The 19,130-nt window shown below is 71.1% G+C and carries 17 protein-coding genes; 3 read left to right on the forward strand and 14 right to left on the reverse strand.

Going from position 1 to position 19,130, the window contains the following annotated elements:
• Positions 1-10: 10 nt before the first annotated feature.
• Positions 11-1,303 (reverse strand): histidine--tRNA ligase, encoded by a 1,293-nt coding sequence (gene hisS, locus ACPYOG_RS08325; RefSeq protein ID WP_481293765.1) that lies wholly within the window; start codon positions 1,301-1,303, stop codon positions 11-13.
• 343 nt (positions 1,304-1,646) lie between these two features.
• Positions 1,647-2,306 (reverse strand): nucleoside triphosphate pyrophosphohydrolase, encoded by a 660-nt coding sequence (locus ACPYOG_RS08330; RefSeq protein ID WP_481293780.1) that lies wholly within the window; start codon positions 2,304-2,306, stop codon positions 1,647-1,649.
• Positions 2,307-2,581: 275 nt separating this feature from the next.
• Between ACPYOG_RS08330 and nhaA the strand changes: the two genes are divergently transcribed.
• Complete coding sequence (gene nhaA / locus ACPYOG_RS08335; RefSeq protein ID WP_481293766.1) at positions 2,582-3,739, forward strand: Na+/H+ antiporter NhaA; 1,158 nt, start codon at positions 2,582-2,584, stop codon at positions 3,737-3,739.
• Between the two features lie 140 nt (positions 3,740-3,879).
• Here nhaA and mfd read toward each other — a convergent pair whose 3' ends face one another.
• The 4 genes from mfd to ACPYOG_RS08355 form a co-directional block, all read right to left on the reverse strand.
• Positions 3,880-7,506: a transcription-repair coupling factor gene (gene mfd, locus ACPYOG_RS08340; protein WP_481293767.1), complete on the reverse strand. Its 3,627-nt coding sequence runs from the start codon at positions 7,504-7,506 to the stop codon at positions 3,880-3,882.
• A gap of 53 nt (positions 7,507-7,559) precedes the next feature.
• Positions 7,560-8,264 carry an alpha/beta fold hydrolase gene (locus ACPYOG_RS08345; protein WP_481293768.1) on the reverse strand — a complete coding sequence of 235 codons (705 nt, stop codon included), beginning with the start codon at positions 8,262-8,264 and terminating at the stop codon, positions 7,560-7,562.
• Between the two features lie 422 nt (positions 8,265-8,686).
• Positions 8,687-9,349: an aminoacyl-tRNA hydrolase gene (gene pth / locus ACPYOG_RS08350; protein ID WP_481293769.1), complete on the reverse strand. Its 663-nt coding sequence runs from the start codon at positions 9,347-9,349 to the stop codon at positions 8,687-8,689.
• A 9-nt stretch (positions 9,350-9,358) separates the two neighbouring features.
• Positions 9,359-9,958 (reverse strand): 50S ribosomal protein L25/general stress protein Ctc, encoded by a 600-nt coding sequence (locus ACPYOG_RS08355; protein WP_481293770.1) that lies wholly within the window; start codon positions 9,956-9,958, stop codon positions 9,359-9,361.
• Between the two features lie 239 nt (positions 9,959-10,197).
• Between ACPYOG_RS08355 and ACPYOG_RS08360 the strand changes: the two genes are divergently transcribed.
• Positions 10,198-10,635 carry an SRPBCC family protein gene (locus tag ACPYOG_RS08360; RefSeq protein WP_481293771.1) on the forward strand — a complete coding sequence of 146 codons (438 nt, stop codon included), beginning with the start codon at positions 10,198-10,200 and terminating at the stop codon, positions 10,633-10,635.
• On the forward strand, positions 10,628-11,086 hold the full coding sequence (locus tag ACPYOG_RS08365; protein WP_481293772.1) for a MarR family winged helix-turn-helix transcriptional regulator: 459 nt from the start codon (positions 10,628-10,630) through the stop codon (positions 11,084-11,086). The genes ACPYOG_RS08360 and ACPYOG_RS08365 overlap by 8 nt, the downstream gene beginning before the upstream one ends.
• Positions 11,087-11,146: 60 nt before the next feature.
• On the opposite strand, the gene ACPYOG_RS08370 is transcribed toward ACPYOG_RS08365, so the two are convergent.
• The 8 genes from ACPYOG_RS08370 to ACPYOG_RS08405 are packed head-to-tail and all read right to left on the reverse strand — an operon-like array spanning position 11,147 to position 19,108.
• Positions 11,147-11,728 carry a gluconokinase gene (locus tag ACPYOG_RS08370; protein ID WP_481293773.1) on the reverse strand — a complete coding sequence of 194 codons (582 nt, stop codon included), beginning with the start codon at positions 11,726-11,728 and terminating at the stop codon, positions 11,147-11,149.
• Positions 11,729-11,783: 55 nt separating this feature from the next.
• The gene (manD, locus tag ACPYOG_RS08375; protein WP_481293774.1) at positions 11,784-13,031 is read right to left on the reverse strand and encodes a D-mannonate dehydratase ManD; all 1,248 of its coding nucleotides are present in this window, start codon (positions 13,029-13,031) and stop codon (positions 11,784-11,786) included.
• Positions 13,028-14,359: a mannitol dehydrogenase family protein gene (locus tag ACPYOG_RS08380; protein WP_481293775.1), complete on the reverse strand. Its 1,332-nt coding sequence runs from the start codon at positions 14,357-14,359 to the stop codon at positions 13,028-13,030. Before ACPYOG_RS08380 ends, manD begins: the two co-directional genes overlap by 4 nt.
• The gene (locus tag ACPYOG_RS08385) at positions 14,356-15,249 is read right to left on the reverse strand and encodes a sugar phosphate isomerase/epimerase family protein (protein WP_481293776.1); all 894 of its coding nucleotides are present in this window, start codon (positions 15,247-15,249) and stop codon (positions 14,356-14,358) included. Before ACPYOG_RS08385 ends, ACPYOG_RS08380 begins: the two co-directional genes overlap by 4 nt.
• On the reverse strand, positions 15,246-16,403 hold the full coding sequence (locus tag ACPYOG_RS08390) for a Gfo/Idh/MocA family protein (protein WP_481293777.1): 1,158 nt from the start codon (positions 16,401-16,403) through the stop codon (positions 15,246-15,248). The genes ACPYOG_RS08385 and ACPYOG_RS08390 overlap by 4 nt, the downstream gene beginning before the upstream one ends.
• Positions 16,400-17,239 (reverse strand): sugar phosphate isomerase/epimerase family protein, encoded by an 840-nt coding sequence (locus ACPYOG_RS08395; protein WP_481293781.1) that lies wholly within the window; start codon positions 17,237-17,239, stop codon positions 16,400-16,402. The genes ACPYOG_RS08390 and ACPYOG_RS08395 overlap by 4 nt, the downstream gene beginning before the upstream one ends.
• Positions 17,240-17,291: 52 nt before the next feature.
• Positions 17,292-18,215 (reverse strand): carbohydrate ABC transporter permease, encoded by a 924-nt coding sequence (locus ACPYOG_RS08400; protein WP_481293778.1) that lies wholly within the window; start codon positions 18,213-18,215, stop codon positions 17,292-17,294.
• Positions 18,212-19,108, reverse strand: a complete 897-nt coding sequence (locus ACPYOG_RS08405; protein ID WP_481293782.1) for a carbohydrate ABC transporter permease — start codon at positions 19,106-19,108, stop codon at positions 18,212-18,214. The genes ACPYOG_RS08400 and ACPYOG_RS08405 overlap by 4 nt, the downstream gene beginning before the upstream one ends.
• Positions 19,109-19,130 lie beyond the last annotated feature (22 nt).

The following is a 19,130-nucleotide window of genomic DNA, read 5'->3' on the forward strand; positions in this document are numbered from 1 at the left end:
CCCGGCGCCTTCAGCCCAGCGGCTTCAGCTCCAGCTCGGACGCGTCGGCCGTCTCGGGGTTCACGAATGCGAAGGAGCGGAAGCCGGACGCCGCCGCACGATCGAGCACGCCCTTCAGGTTCTTGGCACGGCGGTCCAGGCGCACCCGGCTGCCGCGGGCGATCAGCTCGGACTTGATCGCGGCCAGCCGGTCGAGGGGGACGGCGGGATCGTAGACGAGGACGACGGAGTCCTGCGCCCCGTCCTCGGGGACCTCGATGAGGTCGACCACGCGTTCGAAGCCGATCGAGAAACCGGCCGCCGGGACGTCGGTGCCGAGGAAGCGCCCGATCATCCCGTCGTATCGTCCGCCGCCACCGACCGAGCTGCCCGATCCGGGGTGTGCGATCTCGAAGATCGTGCCGGTGTAGTAGCCCATCCCCCGCACCAGCGTCGGGTCGAAGCGGAGGCCCACGCCCGGCGGGAGGGTGTCCAGCGCGTGCGCGAGGCTCTCCAGGCCGGCGACGGCGTCCGCGTCCATCCCCTGCGGCAGGATGCCCGTGATCGCCTCGACGGTCAGCGCGACACCACCCTCGGCGAGGTGGGGCTCGAGGTCGGCGAGGATGCCGCCCAGCACGGCCGCCGCATCCGCTCCGCCCTCGGCGAGCTCGGCCACGACCCCCTGGGCGCCGATCTTGTCCAGCTTGTCGATGGAGATCAGCACCTGCGGCCAGCGGGTCTCGTCGAAGCCGCAGTACTCGAGCAGCCCGTTCAGGATGCGCCGGTCGTTGATGCGGATCGTGCAGTCGTTCAGCCCCAGAGCCTCCAGGGCGGCGGCCGTCGCGGTGATAAGCTCCACCTCGGCCAGCTGCGAGGCCTCGCCGATGATGTCGATGTCGCACTGGACGAATTGGCGGTACCGGCCCTTCTGCGGCCGTTCCGCACGCCAGACAGGGGCGATCTGGATGCTGCGGAACACGGGAGGCAGCTCCGCCCGGTGAGTGGCGTAGAACCGCGCGAGGGGCACGGTGAGGTCGAACCGCAGGCCGAGGTCGGAGAGGCTCAGCAGGTCGCCGGACTCGATCGCGCCGGCGAGGTCGTCGCCGTCGAGACCGCGCTTCAGGATGCTGAACGACAGCTTCTCGTTGTCGCCGCCCAGGCCGGAGTGCAGCCGCTCGACGTCCTCTGCGACCGGCGTCTCGATCTCGTCGAATCCGTGGGAGGCGAAGCTGCGGCGGATCACCCCGAGGGCATGCTCGCGGCGGGCCTTCTCGGCGGGGAGGAAGTCGCGCATGCCGCGGGGCGGGGTGATCGGTGAGGCCATGCGTCGATTCTTCCATGACAGCCTCGGCCGCCCGCCTCCGGCCACCCGCCTTCCGGCCTCGCACACCTCCCCGGGGGATGGTGCCGCCGTGCCGCCCGCGCGTAGAATCACCGCGTTGCCACCCTTAGGTCGCGCCGCCGTGCGCGACTCGGTGGTGTCCCCGCAAGTGGGACCTGGCATGAGTCGCATCCGTCCGACCACGGCGGTTTGCTCGCTGCCAGACATGGGCCGACAACGCGTCCGCCGGAGACCACGAGCGCGCCGCCGTGAGGCGCCTCACCCGAATGGCGATCGGAAGACGGGCGGACGCGCTGCCGGCCACCCGGGCATCCCCGGGAGGCTGCTACCCGGCGCTCTCGTGCACCGCACCCTCCGGCGCGGCGCTCTCGTGCTCCCTGATCTCGCCCTGCAGCTCCCGCAACGTCGCCCGCAGCGCGCGCTCCGCATCCATCCCCTGCGCCTTGGAGGAGGCCACGATCGCGAGCAGCAGCGCCCCCAGCTCGTCCTCGCTGCCCACCTGCACCCCGCCCGGCTCCTGCAGGTCGAGCAGGCCCACCTTCTCGGCGCGCCCCAGCAGCTTGTCGGCGAGCGCCAGCGACGGCATGCCCTGAGGGATGCCGTCGAGCACGCTCGTGCGTCCGGGCTTCTCCTGCTTCTTCAGGTCGTCCCAGAAGCCGACGACGTCCTCCGCCGTCTCCGCGGTCCGCGCCGAGGGAGCCGTCCGGTCGCCGAAGACGTGCGGATGACGGCCGACCATCTTCGCCGTCATGTGTGCCGCCACATCCTGGATGTCGAACTCCTCGCCGGGCGTGTGCGCCGCGATGTCGGCGTGGAACAGCACCTGGTAGAGCACGTCGCCGAGCTCCTCGAGCAGCTCATCCCGGTCGCCCGTCTCGATCGCGTCGATGAGCTCGTAGGTCTCCTCGATCAGGTACTGGACGAGCGACTCGTGCGTCTGGTCCGCATCCCACGGGCAACCGCCGGGGGCGCGCAGCCGGGCCATCACAGCGACCAGCTCGTCGAGCCGCGTGGGCGCGCCGGAGAGGTCCGCGCCGATCTCGTCGCCGATCTCGGACGGAGTGGCGGTGGCGTCCATGGCGGTCGAGCCCGCCGTCGAAATCGCGGTCGGGATGCTCGGGTCGCTCATCGGTCGTCCTCTCGTGCGCGTTCGGTTCCAGCATCCTCCCACCGAGAGCCGTCGGTAGACTGGGCGACTGGTGTGCCGGGAAGTCTGGTCGGCGAGGATTCCGCCTGTCTTCGAACGAGAGTTTTCACCGCATGAGCATCATCCGATCCGAGCGCACCGCTGCCGGCCTCCTGCTGGGGGCGGCGGCCCTCGGCCTCCTGCTGGCCAATACGCCCGTCGGCCCCGGGCTGCTCGACCTGCAGCACACGACGCTCGGCGGCGGCGCACTGGCGCTGAGCGTCGGCCATTGGATCAGCGACGGACTCCTCGCGATCTTCTTCTTCATCGTGGCGGTCGAGCTCAAGCACGAGCTCGTCGCCGGCGAGCTGAACAGCGTGCAGAAAGCCATCCACCCGGCGATCGCGGCGGTCGCCGGGGTCATCGTCCCGGCCGGACTGTACCTGGCGGTGACCGCCGGAACCGGTCAGCAGCAGGGCTGGCCGATCCCCACGGCGACGGACATCGCCTTCGCGCTGGGCGTCCTGGCCGTGTTCGGCCGGGGGCTGCCGAACCGGCTGCGGGTGTTCCTCCTCGCCCTCGCGGTCCTCGACGACCTGATCGCCATCCTCATCATCGCGATCTTCTTCACGACGAACCCCAACGTCCTCGAGCTCGTCCTCGCAGCGGTCACGGTCGCTCTGTTCGGCGTGCTGAGCCGGATGCTGCGCGGACGGCTTCGCTGGCCGCTGGGTGTCCTCATGGTGCTGCTCGCCCTCCTGTCCTGGTGGCTGGTCCACGACTCGGGCGTGCACGCCACGATCGCGGGCGTCGCGCTGGGCCTGGCCATGGCGCGCCGGCCCGCAGGCCGGGTCACGCACGTGCTGGAGCCGTGGTCGAACGCGGTCATCCTGCCGCTGTTCGCGTTCTCGGCTGCGCTGGTCCCCATCCCGTCGGTGGCGCCGTCGCAGTTGTCGCCGGCATTCTGGGCGATCCTCGTCGCGTTGCCCGTCGGGAAGCTGGTCGGGATCACCCTCGGCGGCTGGCTCGGGTCGTTCGCCGGGCGGAGGCAGGACCGGGGCAGGATCTCGCCCTTCGCGCTGCTGACGGTGGCCGCTCTCGGCGGGATCGGGTTCACGGTGTCCCTGCTGATGAACGAACTCGCGTTCGCGGGCTCGGCCGAGGTGCGCGCGGAGGGGACGCTCGCCGTCCTGCTCGGCTCGGGCGTCGCGATCGTGGTGTCGGGCATCCTGGTCAGCGCGCTGGCGCGGCGCAACCGCCGGCTCCATCCGCACCCGCACCCGCATCCCTGACCGGAAGGCGCATCCATGGGCCGCAACACGCCGTCACCCGTCAGACGAGACGGCGTGTTGCGTCCCATGGATGCGCGCACAGCGGCGCGCGGAGGCGCCGAGCGGCGGCGCCGGTGTGCGCCGCCGGCGGCGGGCGGGCGTCAGCTCGCGCGCTCGGCGGCCTGCTCCTTCTCGGGGAACAGGGCGCCGAGCAGGTCGCCGACCCACTCGATCAGCACCGAGTCATCGAGCGGCTCGCCGTCGACCCGCGGCAGCGGGACGGTCGCGACCTTGGGCGCCGCGTGGTACTTCGACCCCGGGTACATCCGCTGCAGGCGCACCTGCAGCGAGTCGGGCAGGATCGCCGGCGCCAGCCGCAGGTTGGAGCCCATGGCGACGACCTCGCCGAGACCCGCCTTCTGTGCAGCGCGTCGCAGGCGGGACACGGCGATCAGGTTCGTGACCGCCTCGGGCGGCTCGCCGTAGCGGTCGGTGAGCTCCTCCAGCACGAGGTCGATCTGACCGTCCTTCGCAGCCGGGGATGCTGCGGTCGAGAGCTTCTGGTACGCCTCCAGGCGAAGCCGCTCGCTGTCGACGTACTCCTCGGGGATGTGCGCGTCGACCGGAAGCTCCAGCCGCAGCTCGGTCTGCCCCTCCGCGACCTCGCCACGGAAGGTGGAGACGGCCTCGCCGATCATCCGCAGGTACAGGTCGAAGCCCACGCCCGCGATGTGGCCCGACTGCTCGCCTCCGAGCAGGTTGCCGGCGCCACGGATCTCGAGGTCCTTCAGCGCGACCTGCATACCGCTTCCCAGGTCGTTGTTCGCCGCGATGGTGGACAGCCGGTCGTGCGCCGTCTCGCTGAGCGGCTTGTTCTCATCCCAGAGGAAGTACGCATACGCCCGCTCCCGGCCACGGCCGACACGACCGCGCAGCTGGTGGAGCTGGCTCAGGCCGTACTTGTCGGCGCGGTCGATGATGATCGTGTTCGCGTTGGCGATGTCGAGCCCGGTCTCGATGATCGTCGTCGACACCAGGACGTCGAAGCGGCGCTCCCAGAAGTCGACGACCACCTGCTCCAGCGCGCGCTCGTTCATCTTGCCGTGGGCGACGCCGATGCGCGCCTCCGGCACCAGTTCTGCGAGCCGCGCGGCCATGCTCGTAATGGAGCCGACGCGGTTGTGCACGAAGAACACCTGACCCTCGCGCAGCAGTTCGCGCCGGATCGCCGCCGCCACCTGCTTGTCGGAGTACGGCCCGACGAAGGTCAGGATCGGGTGCCGGTCCTCCGGCGGCGTCGCGAGCGTGGACATCTCGCGGATGCCGGTGACCGCCATCTCCAGGGTGCGCGGGATGGGCGTGGCGCTCATCGCGAGGATGTCGACGTTGGTCTTCAGCTTCTTCAGCGAGTCCTTGTGCTCGACGCCGAAGCGCTGCTCCTCGTCGATGATGACGAGCCCGAGGTCTTTGAAGCTCACGCCGTCGGCGAGGATGCGATGAGTGCCGATCACCACATCCACTGTGCCGTCCGCCATGCCGCGGAGCGTCTCGCGCGCCTCCTTGTCGGACTGGAACCGGCTCAGCTGCCGGAGGTGGATGGGGAAGCCGGCGAAGCGCTCCTGGAACGTCTCCGCGTGCTGCTTCACGAGCAGCGTCGTCGGCACGAGCATCGCGACCTGCTTGCCGTCCTGCACCGCCTTGAACGCCGCGCGCACGGCGATCTCGGTCTTGCCGAAGCCGACGTCGCCCGAGATGAGCCGGTCCATCGGGATGGGCCGCTCCATGTCGGCCTTCACCTCGTCGATGGTCTGCAGCTGGTCGGGCGTCTCTGCGAAGGGGAACGCCTCCTCCAGCTCGCGCTGCCACGGGGTGTCCGGCCCGAACGCGTGGCCCTTGCTCGCCATGCGCGCCGAGTAGAGCTTGACGAGCTCCACGGCGATGTCGCGGACGGCGCGGCGCGCGCGCCCCTTCGCCGCCGACCAGTCGCTGCCGCCCATCTTGGAGAGCTGCGGCGCCTCACCGCCGACGTACCGGGTGAGGAGGTCCAGCTGGTCGGTGGGGACGTACAGCTTGTCGCCGGGATAGCCGCGCTTGGAGGGCGCGTATTCGAGCACGAGGTACTCGCGCTTCGACTTGACCGCGTTCCGTCCGCCGCTCGACACCTCGCGCTGCGTGAGCTCGACGAACCGGCCGATGCCATGCGTCTCGTGCACGACGTAGTCCCCGGGCTTGAGTGCCAGCGGGTCGACTACGTTCTTGCGGCGCGTGGCGAGCTTCTTGACCTGGCGGGAGTCGTAACCCGCCGCACGGCCGTAGAACTCGGCCTCGCTGATCAGGGCCAGCTTGGTAGCCGGGACCTCGAACCCGTGCTCGACGCTCGCCTTGATCAGGTACGCGATCCCGGGCTCCGGCTCGGCCGGGAACTCGTCCACCGCCCGTGCCGGCAGCTCCACCTCGGCGAGGACGTCGGCGGCACGCTCGACCAGTCCGTTGCCCGCAGCCACGATCGCAACCTGCCAGCCGTCGCGCAGCCGGGCCGCGACGTGGTCGACCGCGCCGGACACGTTGCCCTGGAAGCTCGGGACGGCCTCCGCGTGGATGCGCACCTGCAGGTGCTCCTCGAGCTCGCGCTCCTCCGGGAGGACCTCGTTTGCCGCATCCGCCGCGAAGGGGCTCATCGTCCACCACGGGTGGTCCGGGCTCGTCTGGCCCGGCCGGCTGAACTTCACCGAGTCCTTGAGCTGCTGCAGGGTGAGGAAGTCGCCGGCGGCGAGGTCGATCGGCGCGGCGGCGCCGACCGTCGCGGCGCTCCAGGCGGCCGAGAGGAACTCGCGGTTCGTCTCGGCGAGGCTCACCGCGCGCGAGGCGACGCGCTCGGGCGAGAGCACGGCGACGGCCGCGCCATCGGGCAGGTAGTGCGTGAGCGGCACGAGACGATCCACGAGCGCGGGAGCGAGCGACTCCATCCCCTCGACCGGGATGCCCTCGCCGATCTTCGCGAGCATCGCCGACAGGCTCGGGAACTCGTGCTCCATCTCGCGCGCCCGCTGGCGCACCGACTGGCTCAGCAGGAGCTCGCGGCTCGGCGGCAGGCTCACGCCCGGGATGGGCTCGGGAAGCGACCGCTGGTCGGCCACCGAGAAGGCGCGGATCTGATCCACCTCGTCGCCGAAGAAGTCGACTCGGTAGGGGTGGTCGGCGGTCGGCGGGAACACGTCGAGGATCCCGCCGCGCACGGCGAACTCTCCGCGCCGGGTCACCATGTCGACCCGGCCGTAGGCCAGATCGACCAATTGCGCCGCGAGCCCGCCGAGATCGAAGCCGCGGCCTCCGGCCGTCAGCTCGACCGTGCCGTAGTCGACGAGGTTGTCGGCGAGCGGCTGCAGGGCCGCCCGGACGGATGCGACGAGGACGAACGGCGTGCGGCGCTCCCCCGCGGACCAGTCGGCGAGCCGGCGCAGGGCGGTCAGCCGCTTGCCGACGATCTCGGCGCTTGGGCTGAGCCGTTCGTGCGGCAGCGTCTCCCACGCAGGGAACTCGACGACCTCGGCCTCCGGCAGCAGACCCGGCAGGGCTCCGCGGATCGACTCGGACTCCCGCCCCGTGGCCGTGATGAGAAGCACCGCCTGCGACGCGCCCTGCTCCGCCCGCCGCCGCAGCAGGCCGGCCAGCAGCGGCGCCCGCAGTCCGTCGGTCAGCGAGAAGTCGGCGTCACGCGCCGCATGCGCGAGTGCATCGCTGAACGAGGACTCCCGCGTGAGCGCGGCGACCAGACCCTGGAGTATCACTCGGTCGATTCTACGGGGGACCACCGACAGTCGTCCCGCCGAGAATTCGGGAGTCAGATCCAGCCGTCGAGCGCTCGCATGAAGCCGTCGTGATCGTCGCGGTGGATGGTGTGGCCGGAGCCCGCCACGACGCGCACGGCGTAGCCGTCGTCGCGGAGGCGGTCCGCGAGCTGCGGCTTCACCAGGTGGGAGTTGTCCGCGAGCATCACCAGGGACGGCACGGTCATGACATCCGGTGCGCGCATCGCGGATGGCGTGAGCACCACCGGGATGGCCGCACGGTCGAACGCCCGCATCGTTTCCACCTCGATCGCGACGTCGGCCGGATCCCATCGCGGGTTGCGCTTGGCGATGCGGGTCGCGGACTGCCGGGCGAGGGTTCGCAGGAACGCCGGCGCCAGCATCCGCTGGAACCAGTCCGTCGCGGGGCACGAGAAGGCGGGGTCCACGTAGATCACGCGTTCCGGATGGAGCCGTTCGATGGCGAGGCTGACGGTCAGGCCGCCGAGCGAGTGTCCCATCACCAGTTCGGGACGGCCGGGCACCGTATCCACGATGTCCTGCGCCATCAGCTCGGCCGAGTACTCCCCGGTCCGCGGGCTGTGGCCGTGACCGCGGAGGTCGACGGCGATCACCCGGTATCCGCGCGCGGCCAGCTCCGGGCCGACGCGGCGCCAGTTGCGCGAGTCGGACATCACTCCGTGGACGAGGACGGCGCAGCGGTCGCCGGTGCCCCACTCGCGCGTGTACAGCTTCATTGCGGTCACGATACGGACTGCGGCTGATCCGGCGCCGGGTGTCCGCTACGGTCTGCCTGGGCATCCGCCGTCAAGGTGCACCGAGGGGGACAGTTCCAGCCGCCGGACTGTGCGATGGAAACGGAGGAGGAAACTCCGGGCACCTTCGAAATGTCCTCCGTTCGGCGCGATTGTTTCTCCGCGCCGCCGGATCGCCTCCCTTTCACTGCGCAGCGATGTGCGATGGAGGCGGAGGAGGTTCGGCTCGCGCCGGGCACGAAGGTGGGGAAACGGAGGATGTTCGGCTCGCGCCGGGCACGAATGTGAGGAAACGGAGGATGTTCGGCTCACGTCGGGCGCGAACGCCTCCGTTTCAGCACGCGAGCGCGCCGCGGCCGGAGCCCGGAAGCCCAGGCCGGCGGTCAGCGGCCCGCGGCCGGGGGTCAGCGGCCGGCGTGGAAGCGGTTCTGCGCGGCGGTGACGCCCTCGGCGGCGATGTGCTCGACGGCATCGGCCGCATCCGCGATGAGGATGGGCAGGTTCTTGCGCTCTGCCGTCGAGAACGCCTTCAGGACATGGTCGGCGGCTGCGGCGGAGCCCGGAGGGCGGCCGACGCCGACGCGTACGCGCGCGAAGTCGCCGGTTCCGATGGCCGCGATGATGTCGCGGACTCCGTTGTGACCGCCGTGACCGCCGCCGTGCTTGAGGCGGATGGTGTCGAACGGGATGTCCAGCTCGTCGTGCACGACGATCAGGCGCGACGGATCGAGCGAGTAGAAACGCAGCAGCTGCGACACCGGGCCGCCCGACACGTTCATGTAAGTGTTGGGCTTGGCGAGGACGAAGCGCGGGCCGCCCGGGCTCAGCCGGCCCTCGGCGACCGTCGCGTTCGTCTTGTGGGTCTTGAAGGTCAGACGGCCGCGCTCGGCGAGCTCGTCGAGCACCATCTGACCCACGTTGTGACGGGTGGAGGCGTAGCCGGGCCCGGGATTACCGAGCCCGACCACGAGCCACGGCCCGTCGGCCGCCCCAGCGGAAGCCGCTCCAGCGGAGGAGGCTCCAGCGGAGGCGGCTCCAGCGGAAGCGGCCGGACGGGTCGAATCCATCGGGGGTGATTACTCCGCGGCCTCGGCGGCGGCGGCCGTCTCGGCCTCGTCGCCCTCGCCGCGCAGCGCGGCCGGGACGAGCACGTTGAGGATGAGGAGGTCCTCGTCCTCGGCCAGCGAGGAACCGGCCGGGAGTTCGAAGTCCTTCGCGTGGTACTGCGTGCCCTCGGGAGCATCGGTGACGTCGATGACGACGCGCTCCGGGATGTGCGTGGCCTCGGCCTCGAGACGGATCGTGTTCACCTCGAGCACGGCGATGCTGCCGGAGAACGGCTCGCCCTCGACGTGGACCGGGACCTCGACGATGACCTTCTCGCCGCTGCGGATGAGGATCAGGTCGAGGTGCTCGATGATCTGCGACACCGGGTCCTTCTGCACGTCCTTCACCAGCGCGAGCTGGGCCTTGCCGGCGACGTCGAGGTCGAGGACCGCGTTCGCCTTGCGGAGCAGCAGGCCGACCTGGTGCGCGGGAAGCGTGATGTGGAGGGGCTCGCTGCCGTGGCCGTAGATGACCGCCGGGATCTTGCCCGCTGCGCGGATCTTGCGCGCAGCGCCCTTGCCGAAGCTCTCGCGCAGCTCGGCTGCGACCTTGTTGGACTCGTCTGCCATGATGTCTCCTCACCGGCGATGAGCCGGCTGTCGGGCGAGCCGCGAGGCCCGCAGTGTGGTGTTGTTCGACTCGAACGCATCGAAGTGCGCGAGGAAAGACTGCGAAGCCTGCTCCACCGCGTCGATCACGGATGCCCCAGTGTTGGCCAGCGCATCCCTCGCCGAAGTTCAGTTGACGAGTCTACCTGATCGGGATATGCTAAGCGCGCTTATTAGTTTTCGACCGATCGGAGAACATCATGTGGACCACGCAGCACAGTTCCGGCACCACCGCCCCCGCCTCCGCCGTCTGGTCGGCGCTCCGCGACCTGCACAGCGGCACCCCTCTCGGGCCCTCGAGCGACCGCTTCGAGCTCCACGGGCCGTTCGCGGTCGGGACGAGCATCACCGTGACGCCGCAGGGCCAGGACTCGATGACCTCGGAGATCGTGGAACTCGAGCCCGAGCGGGTCTACGCCGACCGGACCGTGTTCGGCGACCTCGCGCTCACCTTCCGCCACACCCTCACCCCGCGCCAGGACGGTGGGACGGACGTGACGCACATCCTCGAGATCCAGGGTCAGGGCGCCGAGGCGATCGGACCGGAGCTCGGCCCCCAGATCGCCGGAGACTTCCCCGAGGCGATGGACGAGCTGCTCGCGGCAGCGGAGGAGCGCTCCGGAGTCGCGCGTGGCTGAGGAGGGACTCGGAAGCCGCTTCCCCGCGGCCTCGCAGAGCCCCGGGCTGATGCTCTGGCGCGTGACGAACCGCTGGCAGGCGGCGATGCGCGCGGCCCTCGCCCCGCACGAGCTGACGCACGTGCAGTACGTCCTCCTCGCCTCCCTCACCTGGCTGGCCGACCGGGAGCCCGAGCGGCTGATCACCCAGGTCGACCTCGCCGGCTTCGCCTCGACCGACCCGATGATGACCTCGCAGGTGCTGCGGAGCCTCGAACGCGCGGGACTCGTGGAGCGGCTGCCGCATCCCACCGACGGTCGTGCCCGGGTGCTGCGAGCGACACCCGAGGGCGCGGCGGCGGCCCGGCGCGCCACTGCGGACGTCGAGGCGGCCGACGCCGCGTTCTTCGCGGGAGTGGATGCGGCCGCCTTCGCCGCACAGCTCGCAGCCCTCGCTGCGACGGCCGATTGAGGCTTGAGTACGGCGACGCCCGGCGTAGCGTGACGCCGACGTCAGGTGGAGGCAGCGACGTCAGGCGGAGTGCGTGCGCACCGCCGCCGCGATGTCCGCGGCGAGCTCCTCGGGCGGCCGACCCACGTCGAGGCGCAGGCCGGCCTCGTCCTCCTGCAGCGGTTCGAGCGTGGCCAGCTGGGAGTCGAGCAGCGAGACGGGCATGAAGTGGCCGGGCCGCGCGGCCATTCGCGCGGAGAGCACTTCACGCGTCCCGTCGAGCTCGGCGAAGACGGCGCCCGGCGCCTCCGAGCGGATCAGATCGCGATAGGCGCGCTTGAGCGCCGAGCAGGCGACGACGACGCCGTCCGGGCCGGTGCCGGCGAGGGCCTGTCCCACGGCCCGGAGCCAGGGGGTCCGATCCTCGTCGGTGAGCGGGATCCCGGACGCCATCTTGGCGACGTTCGACGCGGGATGCAGACCGTCGCCATCCACGAACGGGACTCCGAGCCGCTTCGCAAGCACCTCCCCCACGGTGCTCTTGCCCGAGCCGGAGACGCCCATCACCACGATCCGCGGGCCTGCGCCAGACGCGGCCAGGCCGGCCCGCTCGCCGGCCCGCTCGCCCTGCTGTTCTCCCGTCGGCTCCGCAGGCTCCTCCACCGCCACATCCATCACCCGTCCTGCCCTGTCCGCCGCCGTGCCGGCACGCCGGCGATCACCAGTCGTGCATGGAACCGTCGAGCAGACGGTTCACCGGCAAGTATGCCGCCTGGTACGGGAAGGAGTCGGCCAGCACCTCGTCGTAGGAGACGCCCAGTCCCGGATCCTCGCCCGGGATCAGCAGCCCGTCCTCGAAGCGGTACGACGGCTGGAAGACGTCGTCGGTCGAGGCGCTGTGCTTCATGTACTCCTGGATGCCGAAGTTCGGGATGGCGACGCCCAGGTGCACCGCAGCGGCCAGGCCGACCGGCGACACGTCGGTCGGCCCGTGCACGCCCGACTTGATCTGGTACACCGCGGCGTAGTCGAAGATGCGGCGCAGGCCGGTGATGCCCCCGGCGTGCGTGACGGGGCTGCGGACGTAGTCGATCAGCTGCTCCTCGAACAGCTCCCGGTAGTCCCAGATGGTGTTGAACACCTCCCCGATCGCCAGCGGCGTGGTGGTGTGCTCCCGCACGCGGCGCAGCACGGCCTGGTTCTCGGCCGGGGTCACATCCTCGAGCCAGAACAGGTCGTACGGCTCGAGCGACTTGCCGAGCTTGGCCGCCTGGATGGGCGTGAGCCGGTGGTGCGCATCGTGCAGCAGGGGCAGCTCCGGCCCGAACTCGTTGCGCACCGCCTCGAAGACGCCCGGGATGTGGCGGAGGTACGCACGCGTGTCCCACTGCTCCTCGACGGGGACGGCGCTGCGCCGTGCCGGCTCGTGGTCGTACCGCGTCGTCACGCCGCCCGCGCCGGCGGTAGCGTTCGCCGACGACGCGACGCCGTACACGGACGAGAGCCCGGGCACGCCGGTCTGGATGCGGATGGCGCGGTAGCCCTGCTCCTGGTGATAGCGGATGGAGTCGAACAGCTCCGGCAGCTCCGCCCCGGAGGCGTGACCGTAGGTCAGGCAGCCGCGACGGCTGCGGCCGCCGAGGAGCTGGTAGAGCGGGAGCCCGGCGACCTTCGCCTTGATGTCCCAGAGTGCGGTGTCGACCGCGGCGATGGATGCCATGGTGACGGGTCCGCGGCGCCAGTACGCGCCGCGGTACAGGTACTGCCAAGTGTCCTCGATCAGGTGCGCGTCGCGGCCGAGGAGCAGTGGGACGACGTGCTCGCTGAGGTAGGCGGCGACCGCGAGCTCACGCCCGTTCAGCGTGGCGTCGCCGAGGCCGACCACGCCGTCCTCCGTGGTGATGCGGAGGGTGACGAAGTTGCGTCCGGGGCTGGATACGAGGACGTCGGCGGCGGTGATTCTCATGGGGTGGCTCCTGAAGCGAGGTGGCGGGGTGACGAGGAAGGTGTGGCGGAGAGTGCCGCGATCCCGCGCGCCAGCGGGTCGACGAGCCCCGCCGAACGGATGGGGTCGGACGGATCGGGCGCGAGCGCGCTGAGGACGAGGGATGCGCGCTCGGCGGCATCCCGGGTGTCGCGCAGCCGCTCGGCGAGCGCATCCGCCGCGGGATCGCGCCGCTCCGGCGTCGTCAGGTGGGCCGCCCAGGCGGCCAGGACGCCGAGCTGCGCCTCGCCCGGATCCCGGCCGGCGGCGAGTCGCGAACGCAGAGGATCGAGGATGCGCGGGCCGAGCTTCTGGGATCCGTCTGCGGCGACCTGCGCCAGGCGGTGCTCGATGCGCGCGTTGGCGAAGCGGTCCCGCAGGGCGGCGAGCGCCGCATCCACCGTCGGGGCGTCGAAGGGCAGCTCGGTGCGCTGCTCCGCCCAGAGACGTTCGAGCTCATCGCGGACCGCCGCGTCGGCCAGGGCGGCGGCAACCGTCGGAAGGCCGCGGAAGAGGCCATGGTAGGCCAGCAGCGAGTGCCCGGCGTTGAGCAGCCACAGCTTGCGGCGCTCGAACGGCTCGACGTCGTCGACGAACCGGGCGCCGCCCGCCTCCCACGGGGGCCGTCCGGCAGGGAACGCCCCGGCCAGCACCCACTCCGTGAACGGCTCGGTCACGACCGGTGCGGCGTCGTCCCAGCCGACGGCCTGACGGACGGCCGCGCGGTCCGCGTCGGTCGTGGCCGGCGTGATGCGGTCCACCATCGTGGAGACGAACGACACGTTCTCCTCGACCCAGGCGGCGAGGTCCGAACCGGGATCCGCGAGGGCGAGGACGGCATCCCGCAGGATCCGGCCGTTGTGCGGCAGGTTGTCGCAACTCACGACCGCGAGCGCGCCCGCCCCCGCTGCGGAACGTGCGCGCAGACCGTCGAGGATGCGTGCCGGCGCGGCGGATCCGGGCCGGTAGCCGGCCTCGGTGATCGTCAGCGTCAGCACGGCCACCTCCGGGTCGGCGAGCGTGCCGCGCCAGGCGTCCGCATCGGCCCCGTCGTGCACCCGGCTGAGCGCGTCGATGGGAGTGAAGGCATCCGCAGCCGGGCCGCGTTCGACCAGGGTGTACACCGCATCCTGAGCGGCGAGCACGCGGGCGGCGTCGGGGCTGCGACCCGTGAACGCGGCGATCCCCCACTCGCCGCCCGCGTCGCTGGCCGCCTGGGTGTACCAGGCCTGGTGGGAGCGGTGGAACGCGCCGAGCCCGAGATGGGCGAGGCGGACGGGATGCCGGTGCCGCCGAGGCGGACCGCTCACGATGCCGCCACCCGCGCGCGCTCGGCACCTGTCCGCTGCTCGGCACCTGTCCGCTGCGCCACCGCCCGCAGGTACGCGAGGTTATCCGCCGTCCGCTGCTCCAGCGGCAGCTCGGTCGAGAAGTCCTCGCAGGTCACCCAGCCGTCGTAGCCGAACTCGTGCAGCGCGCGGAAGTACGCCTCCACATCCCCGGTCCCGGTGCGCAGCGGCGCCCACTCGGACCGCCACCGCACCGTGCCGTCCTCCTCCGGCTCGCCGGCGACCCAGGCGACGTTCTTCACATGGATATGCGCAAGGTACGGGCCGAGCAGCTGGAGGGCGGAGAGCGTCCGCTCCTGACCCTCGATCACGAGGTTGCCCAGATCGTGGATGACGCCCACGTGACGCGGATCGAGCCCCTCCAGCAGACGCCGGGCGGCCGAGGCGGAGGGCGTGATCGTCTCGTGGTGGAGCTCGACCAGCGCCTTCACCCCGAGCTCCTCGGCGCGAGCAGCCACCCGCTCGAGGTCGCGGCGGGCCCCGGCGAAGAGCTCGGGATAGTCGCCCGTATCGGAGCGCGGCATGGTGACCCGCACCTGACGGGCGCCGAACTCCGCTGTCGCGGCGAGCATCCGGTCGACGCCGTCGTGGTCGTCGCAGCGGGCATACCCGCCGAGGCCCGAGAACTCCAGTCCCGACTCCCGCGTGATGCGGGTGATCTCGGGGAGGGCGTCCTCGAGGCCGGTGAGCGGCCAGGTCGCGCGGTTGCCCGCCCAGAATCCCGGCGCCTCCGTCTGCTGCTGGTCGGTGATCCTCCATTCGATGCCGTCCCAGCCCTGGGCGGCGAGGATGCGCGCCGCCTCCTCGGGCGTCCACTCCGGGGTGGATGCGGTGAAGACCGAGAACTTCATGCGGTCACCCCCGTCGTCACGATGACGTCGTCGAGCGAGCCGTCGAGCACGTCGTCGAGCTGGATGGGTCTCCCGAGCGTCGCGGAGAGATACACGGCCCGGACGACGGCGAGCGACTGGAACGCGTCGGCCACCGTCACCCCCGGCGCGCGACCGTCGCGGATAGCCGCGACGATGTCCTCGTACTGCCGCAGGTGACCCTCCACGAAGTAGTCCGGCCCGCGGTCACCGCCGCGCAGGTCGGCGGCCGGGACGAGGTCCGCGGCCCGGTTGCCCGGCGCTTCCGCCGTGCCGAAGTACTCGAGCTGGTCGTCGTCGATGATGGCCGACCCGCGGTCTCCATGGACCTGGAGCCGCACCGACAGCCCCGGGTAGGCGGCCGTCGTCGCATGCACGACGGCGAGCGCGCCGGACGCGAAGCGGACCGTCGCGACCGCCACATCCTCCACCTCGACCCGTTCGTGCGCGAGCAGCGCCGTGCGCGCATCCACCTCGACCGGCCGGCCGAGGAACCAGACCAGCAGGTCGACGGTGTGCACGCCCTGGTTCATGACGGCGCCGCCGCCGTCGAGCTCCCAGGTTCCACGCCACTCCCCCGAGTCGTAGTACTCCTGACTGCGCCACCAGGCGACGGAGGCCACTCCGCTGGTCAGCCGGCCGAGCTCGCCCGAGTGCGCCGCGCGGGCGACCACCTGCGATGCCGGGTCGAACCGGTGCTGGCTGATCACCGAGACGACACGTCCGTCCTGCTCGGCGCGCTGCGAGAGCCGGAGGATCTCGCGGGCGCGGGGAAGGGACACGTCGAGCGGCTTCTCGATCACCACGTGGGTGCCGGCGGCGAGCGCCGCCTCGGCGAGCGCGACGTGCAGGCCGCTCGGCGTGCAGATCACGACGAGGTCGATACCGCCCGCCGCGAGCGCGTCGGAGAGCTCGGCCGAGGCGCGGGGCCGCGGCACGCCGCCGTCCGCCACGATCGTGTCGGCGAGCGCCTGGGCGGCCGCGGGCACCGCATCCACCAGGGCCACGATGGCGAGGTCCGGATGACGCAGGATTGCGCGGGCGTGGTTCAGCCCGATGATGCCGCAGCCGACGATGGCGACGCCCAGCGGGCCGGTCAGACCCGGGGTGTCAGTCGTACCTGGGGTGGTGGTCATGCGAGTTCGACTCCGATCCGGTCGGTCAGCCGGCGGAACGCGCGGGCGGCGACCCCGAAGGCCGCCGGGCCCGAGAACCCGCCGAGGGCGTTCACATCCGTGAGGTGGGGCTCCAGCGAGGCGAAGCCGGTGTAGCCGTCGTCGCGCAGCGCGGTCAGGGTCTCGAGCACCTGCCCGTCGCCCTCCCCCGCCGGCGTCACCGCTCCGGTCGCGCTCCGGGCATCCTTCACCTGCAGGTACTCCAGGTAGGGCCGCAGCAGCGCGTAGCCGTCGTCGAAGGGATGCGCGACGCCGACCTGGACGAAGTTCGCGCTGTCCCAGGCGAGCCGCAGCGCCGGCGAGCCGACCGTCTCCACGATGTCGAGGCAGCGCTCGGGAGTGTCGCCGTAGATGTCCTTCTCGTTCTCGTGCAGGAGCACCACGCCGGCGAGCTCGGCCGCATCGGCCAGCGCCCGCATCCGGACCATCACGTCGTCGCGGATGTCCTCCACGGCGACGCCCTCTCCACGGAAGAAGGAGAACAGCCGGATGTAGCGGGTGCCCAGGCGCTCGGCCGCACGGATCGCCCGGCCCAGCCGCTCCACCTCGTGGTCGACCGGGAGGCTCACATCCACCTTGCCGACCGGCGAGGCGATCGCGGAGACGGCCATCCCGCGCTCCTCGAAGACGGCGGCGAGCGCATCCAGCTGGTCCTCATCCAGGTCCACGATGTTCACGCCCCAGGCGCTCCGCACCTCGATGCAGCCGGCTCCGAGGGACTGCAGCACCGCGGCCTGCACCGCCGGGTCCGGGTCGATCTCGTCGCCGAACCCCGACAGCGTCCACGTCGTCGTCATCGTCTCTGCTTCCGTTCCCATCACTGTCGTCACTTAACTCCTCCACTCGACGTCATTTGACTCCTCCGCTGGTCAGGCCGCCCACCAGATACCGCTGGAAGACGAGGTACAGCACCACCACCGGCAGCGCACAGATGAGGGATGCGGCCATCATCTGCCCGTAGAGCGGGACGGCGCCTCCCTCCTGCGTGGCTCCGAACACCTGCAGGGCGACCGCCGCCGTCCGCGAGTCGGGGTTCGTGAGCACCGACGCGAAGAGCACGTCGTTCCAGCCGAGCAGGAACGCGAAGATCCCCGAGACGACGATGCCCGGCCACGACAGCGGCATGATGATGCGGGTCAGGATGCGCCACGAGGACGCGCCGTCGATGCGGGCCGCCTCCTCCAGCGCCTTCGGCAGGCCGCGCAGGTGCGTCACCATCACCCAGGTCGAGAACGGCAGCGCGAACGTCAGATAGGTGAGGAACACCGCCCAGCGCGTGCCGATGATCTGGATGCCGAGCAGGCTCGCCGTCGACGAGAACAGCACGAAGACGGGCAGCAGCATGAGCGTGCCGGGGATGGACTGCAGCCCGAGCAGCGCGCGCAGGAAAGTCAGCCGGCCCCGGAACTCGTGCCGCACCAGCACGTACGCCGTGGCAAGCGCCACGAAGGCGCAGACGATCGCGACCGAGCCGGAGATGAGCACGCTGTTGGCGAGCCCCGTGCCGAGGTCGACCGTCGTCCAGACCTTCAGGTAGTTGTCCAGGTGCAGTTCGGCGGGGAAGAACGCGCCGCCCGCGACCGAGACGTCCGAGTTCACCGACGCGAACAGCATGTAGAGCACCGGTCCGAGCACGATCACCAGCAGGACGACGATCACCACGACCAGCAGCGGCCGCGGGAGCAGGCGGTGCACGTCGGAGCTGATCGGACGGGTGCCGGAGGTCCGGGCGGCCGGGCGGCGCCCGGCAGTGCGCGAGGTCGTGGCGGTCATCGCTGCTCCTCCTCTCCGGAGTCGAGCTTCACGGCCCGCAGGTAGACGAACAGCGGGATCGCGATGAGCACCAGCGAGCAGATCGCCATGGCGGCGCTCAGCCCGAACCGGAAGCTCTGGAAGCTGGTGGTGTACGTGAGCACCGGCAGCACATCCACATCCTGCGGCGCCGGGATGCCGAACAGCACGAACGGCATGGTGAAGGCGTTGATGTTGTGCAGGAACGCGATGATCAGCGCGAGCAGGATCGGCCCGCGCAGGTACGGCAGGATGACGTGTCTCAGCTTGATCCACCAGGTCGCGCCGTCGATGGCGCACGCCTCGTGGACCTCGGGGTCGACGGACTGCAGGCCCGCGACGACCAGCAGGTAGAAGAACGGCCAGGATGTCCATATCTGCACGATGATCAGCGTCCAGTAGCTGAGCGGCCCGTTCAGCCAGAGGCCGGGATGGACGCCCAGTCCGCCGAGCATCCCGTCCACCACGCCGCCAGGCTGCAGCATCGTGCGCCACAGCGTCCCGACGACGAAGGCCGGGAGCACGTACGGGATGAGGAACAGCGACCGCACCAGCGCCCGGCCGCGGAAGCGGTTCTGGGTGGCCAGCGCCGCCGCGACTCCCACCGGCAGGGTGATGACCGAGGCGATCGCGGCGAACGAGACGCTGATCCCGATCGAGCGCAGCAGCGGGGACGAGGTGACCGCTTCGACGTAGTTGCCGAGGGCGATGAACGGTGCCTGCAGCCAGCTCTGCAGGGTGTACTGGTCGAGGTCGAGCGTCGACATGACGACCGCCACGACCAGGGGCACCAGGATGATGACGACCATGAGGATGCCGCCGGGCAGCAGCATCCAGAGCGGTCGGTTGCGGGTGTCGAGCTGTCTCTTATACACATCTGACGCTGCCGACGACGGA

The sequence above is a fragment of the Leifsonia sp. HAY1-4F genome (genome assembly GCF_056755275.1).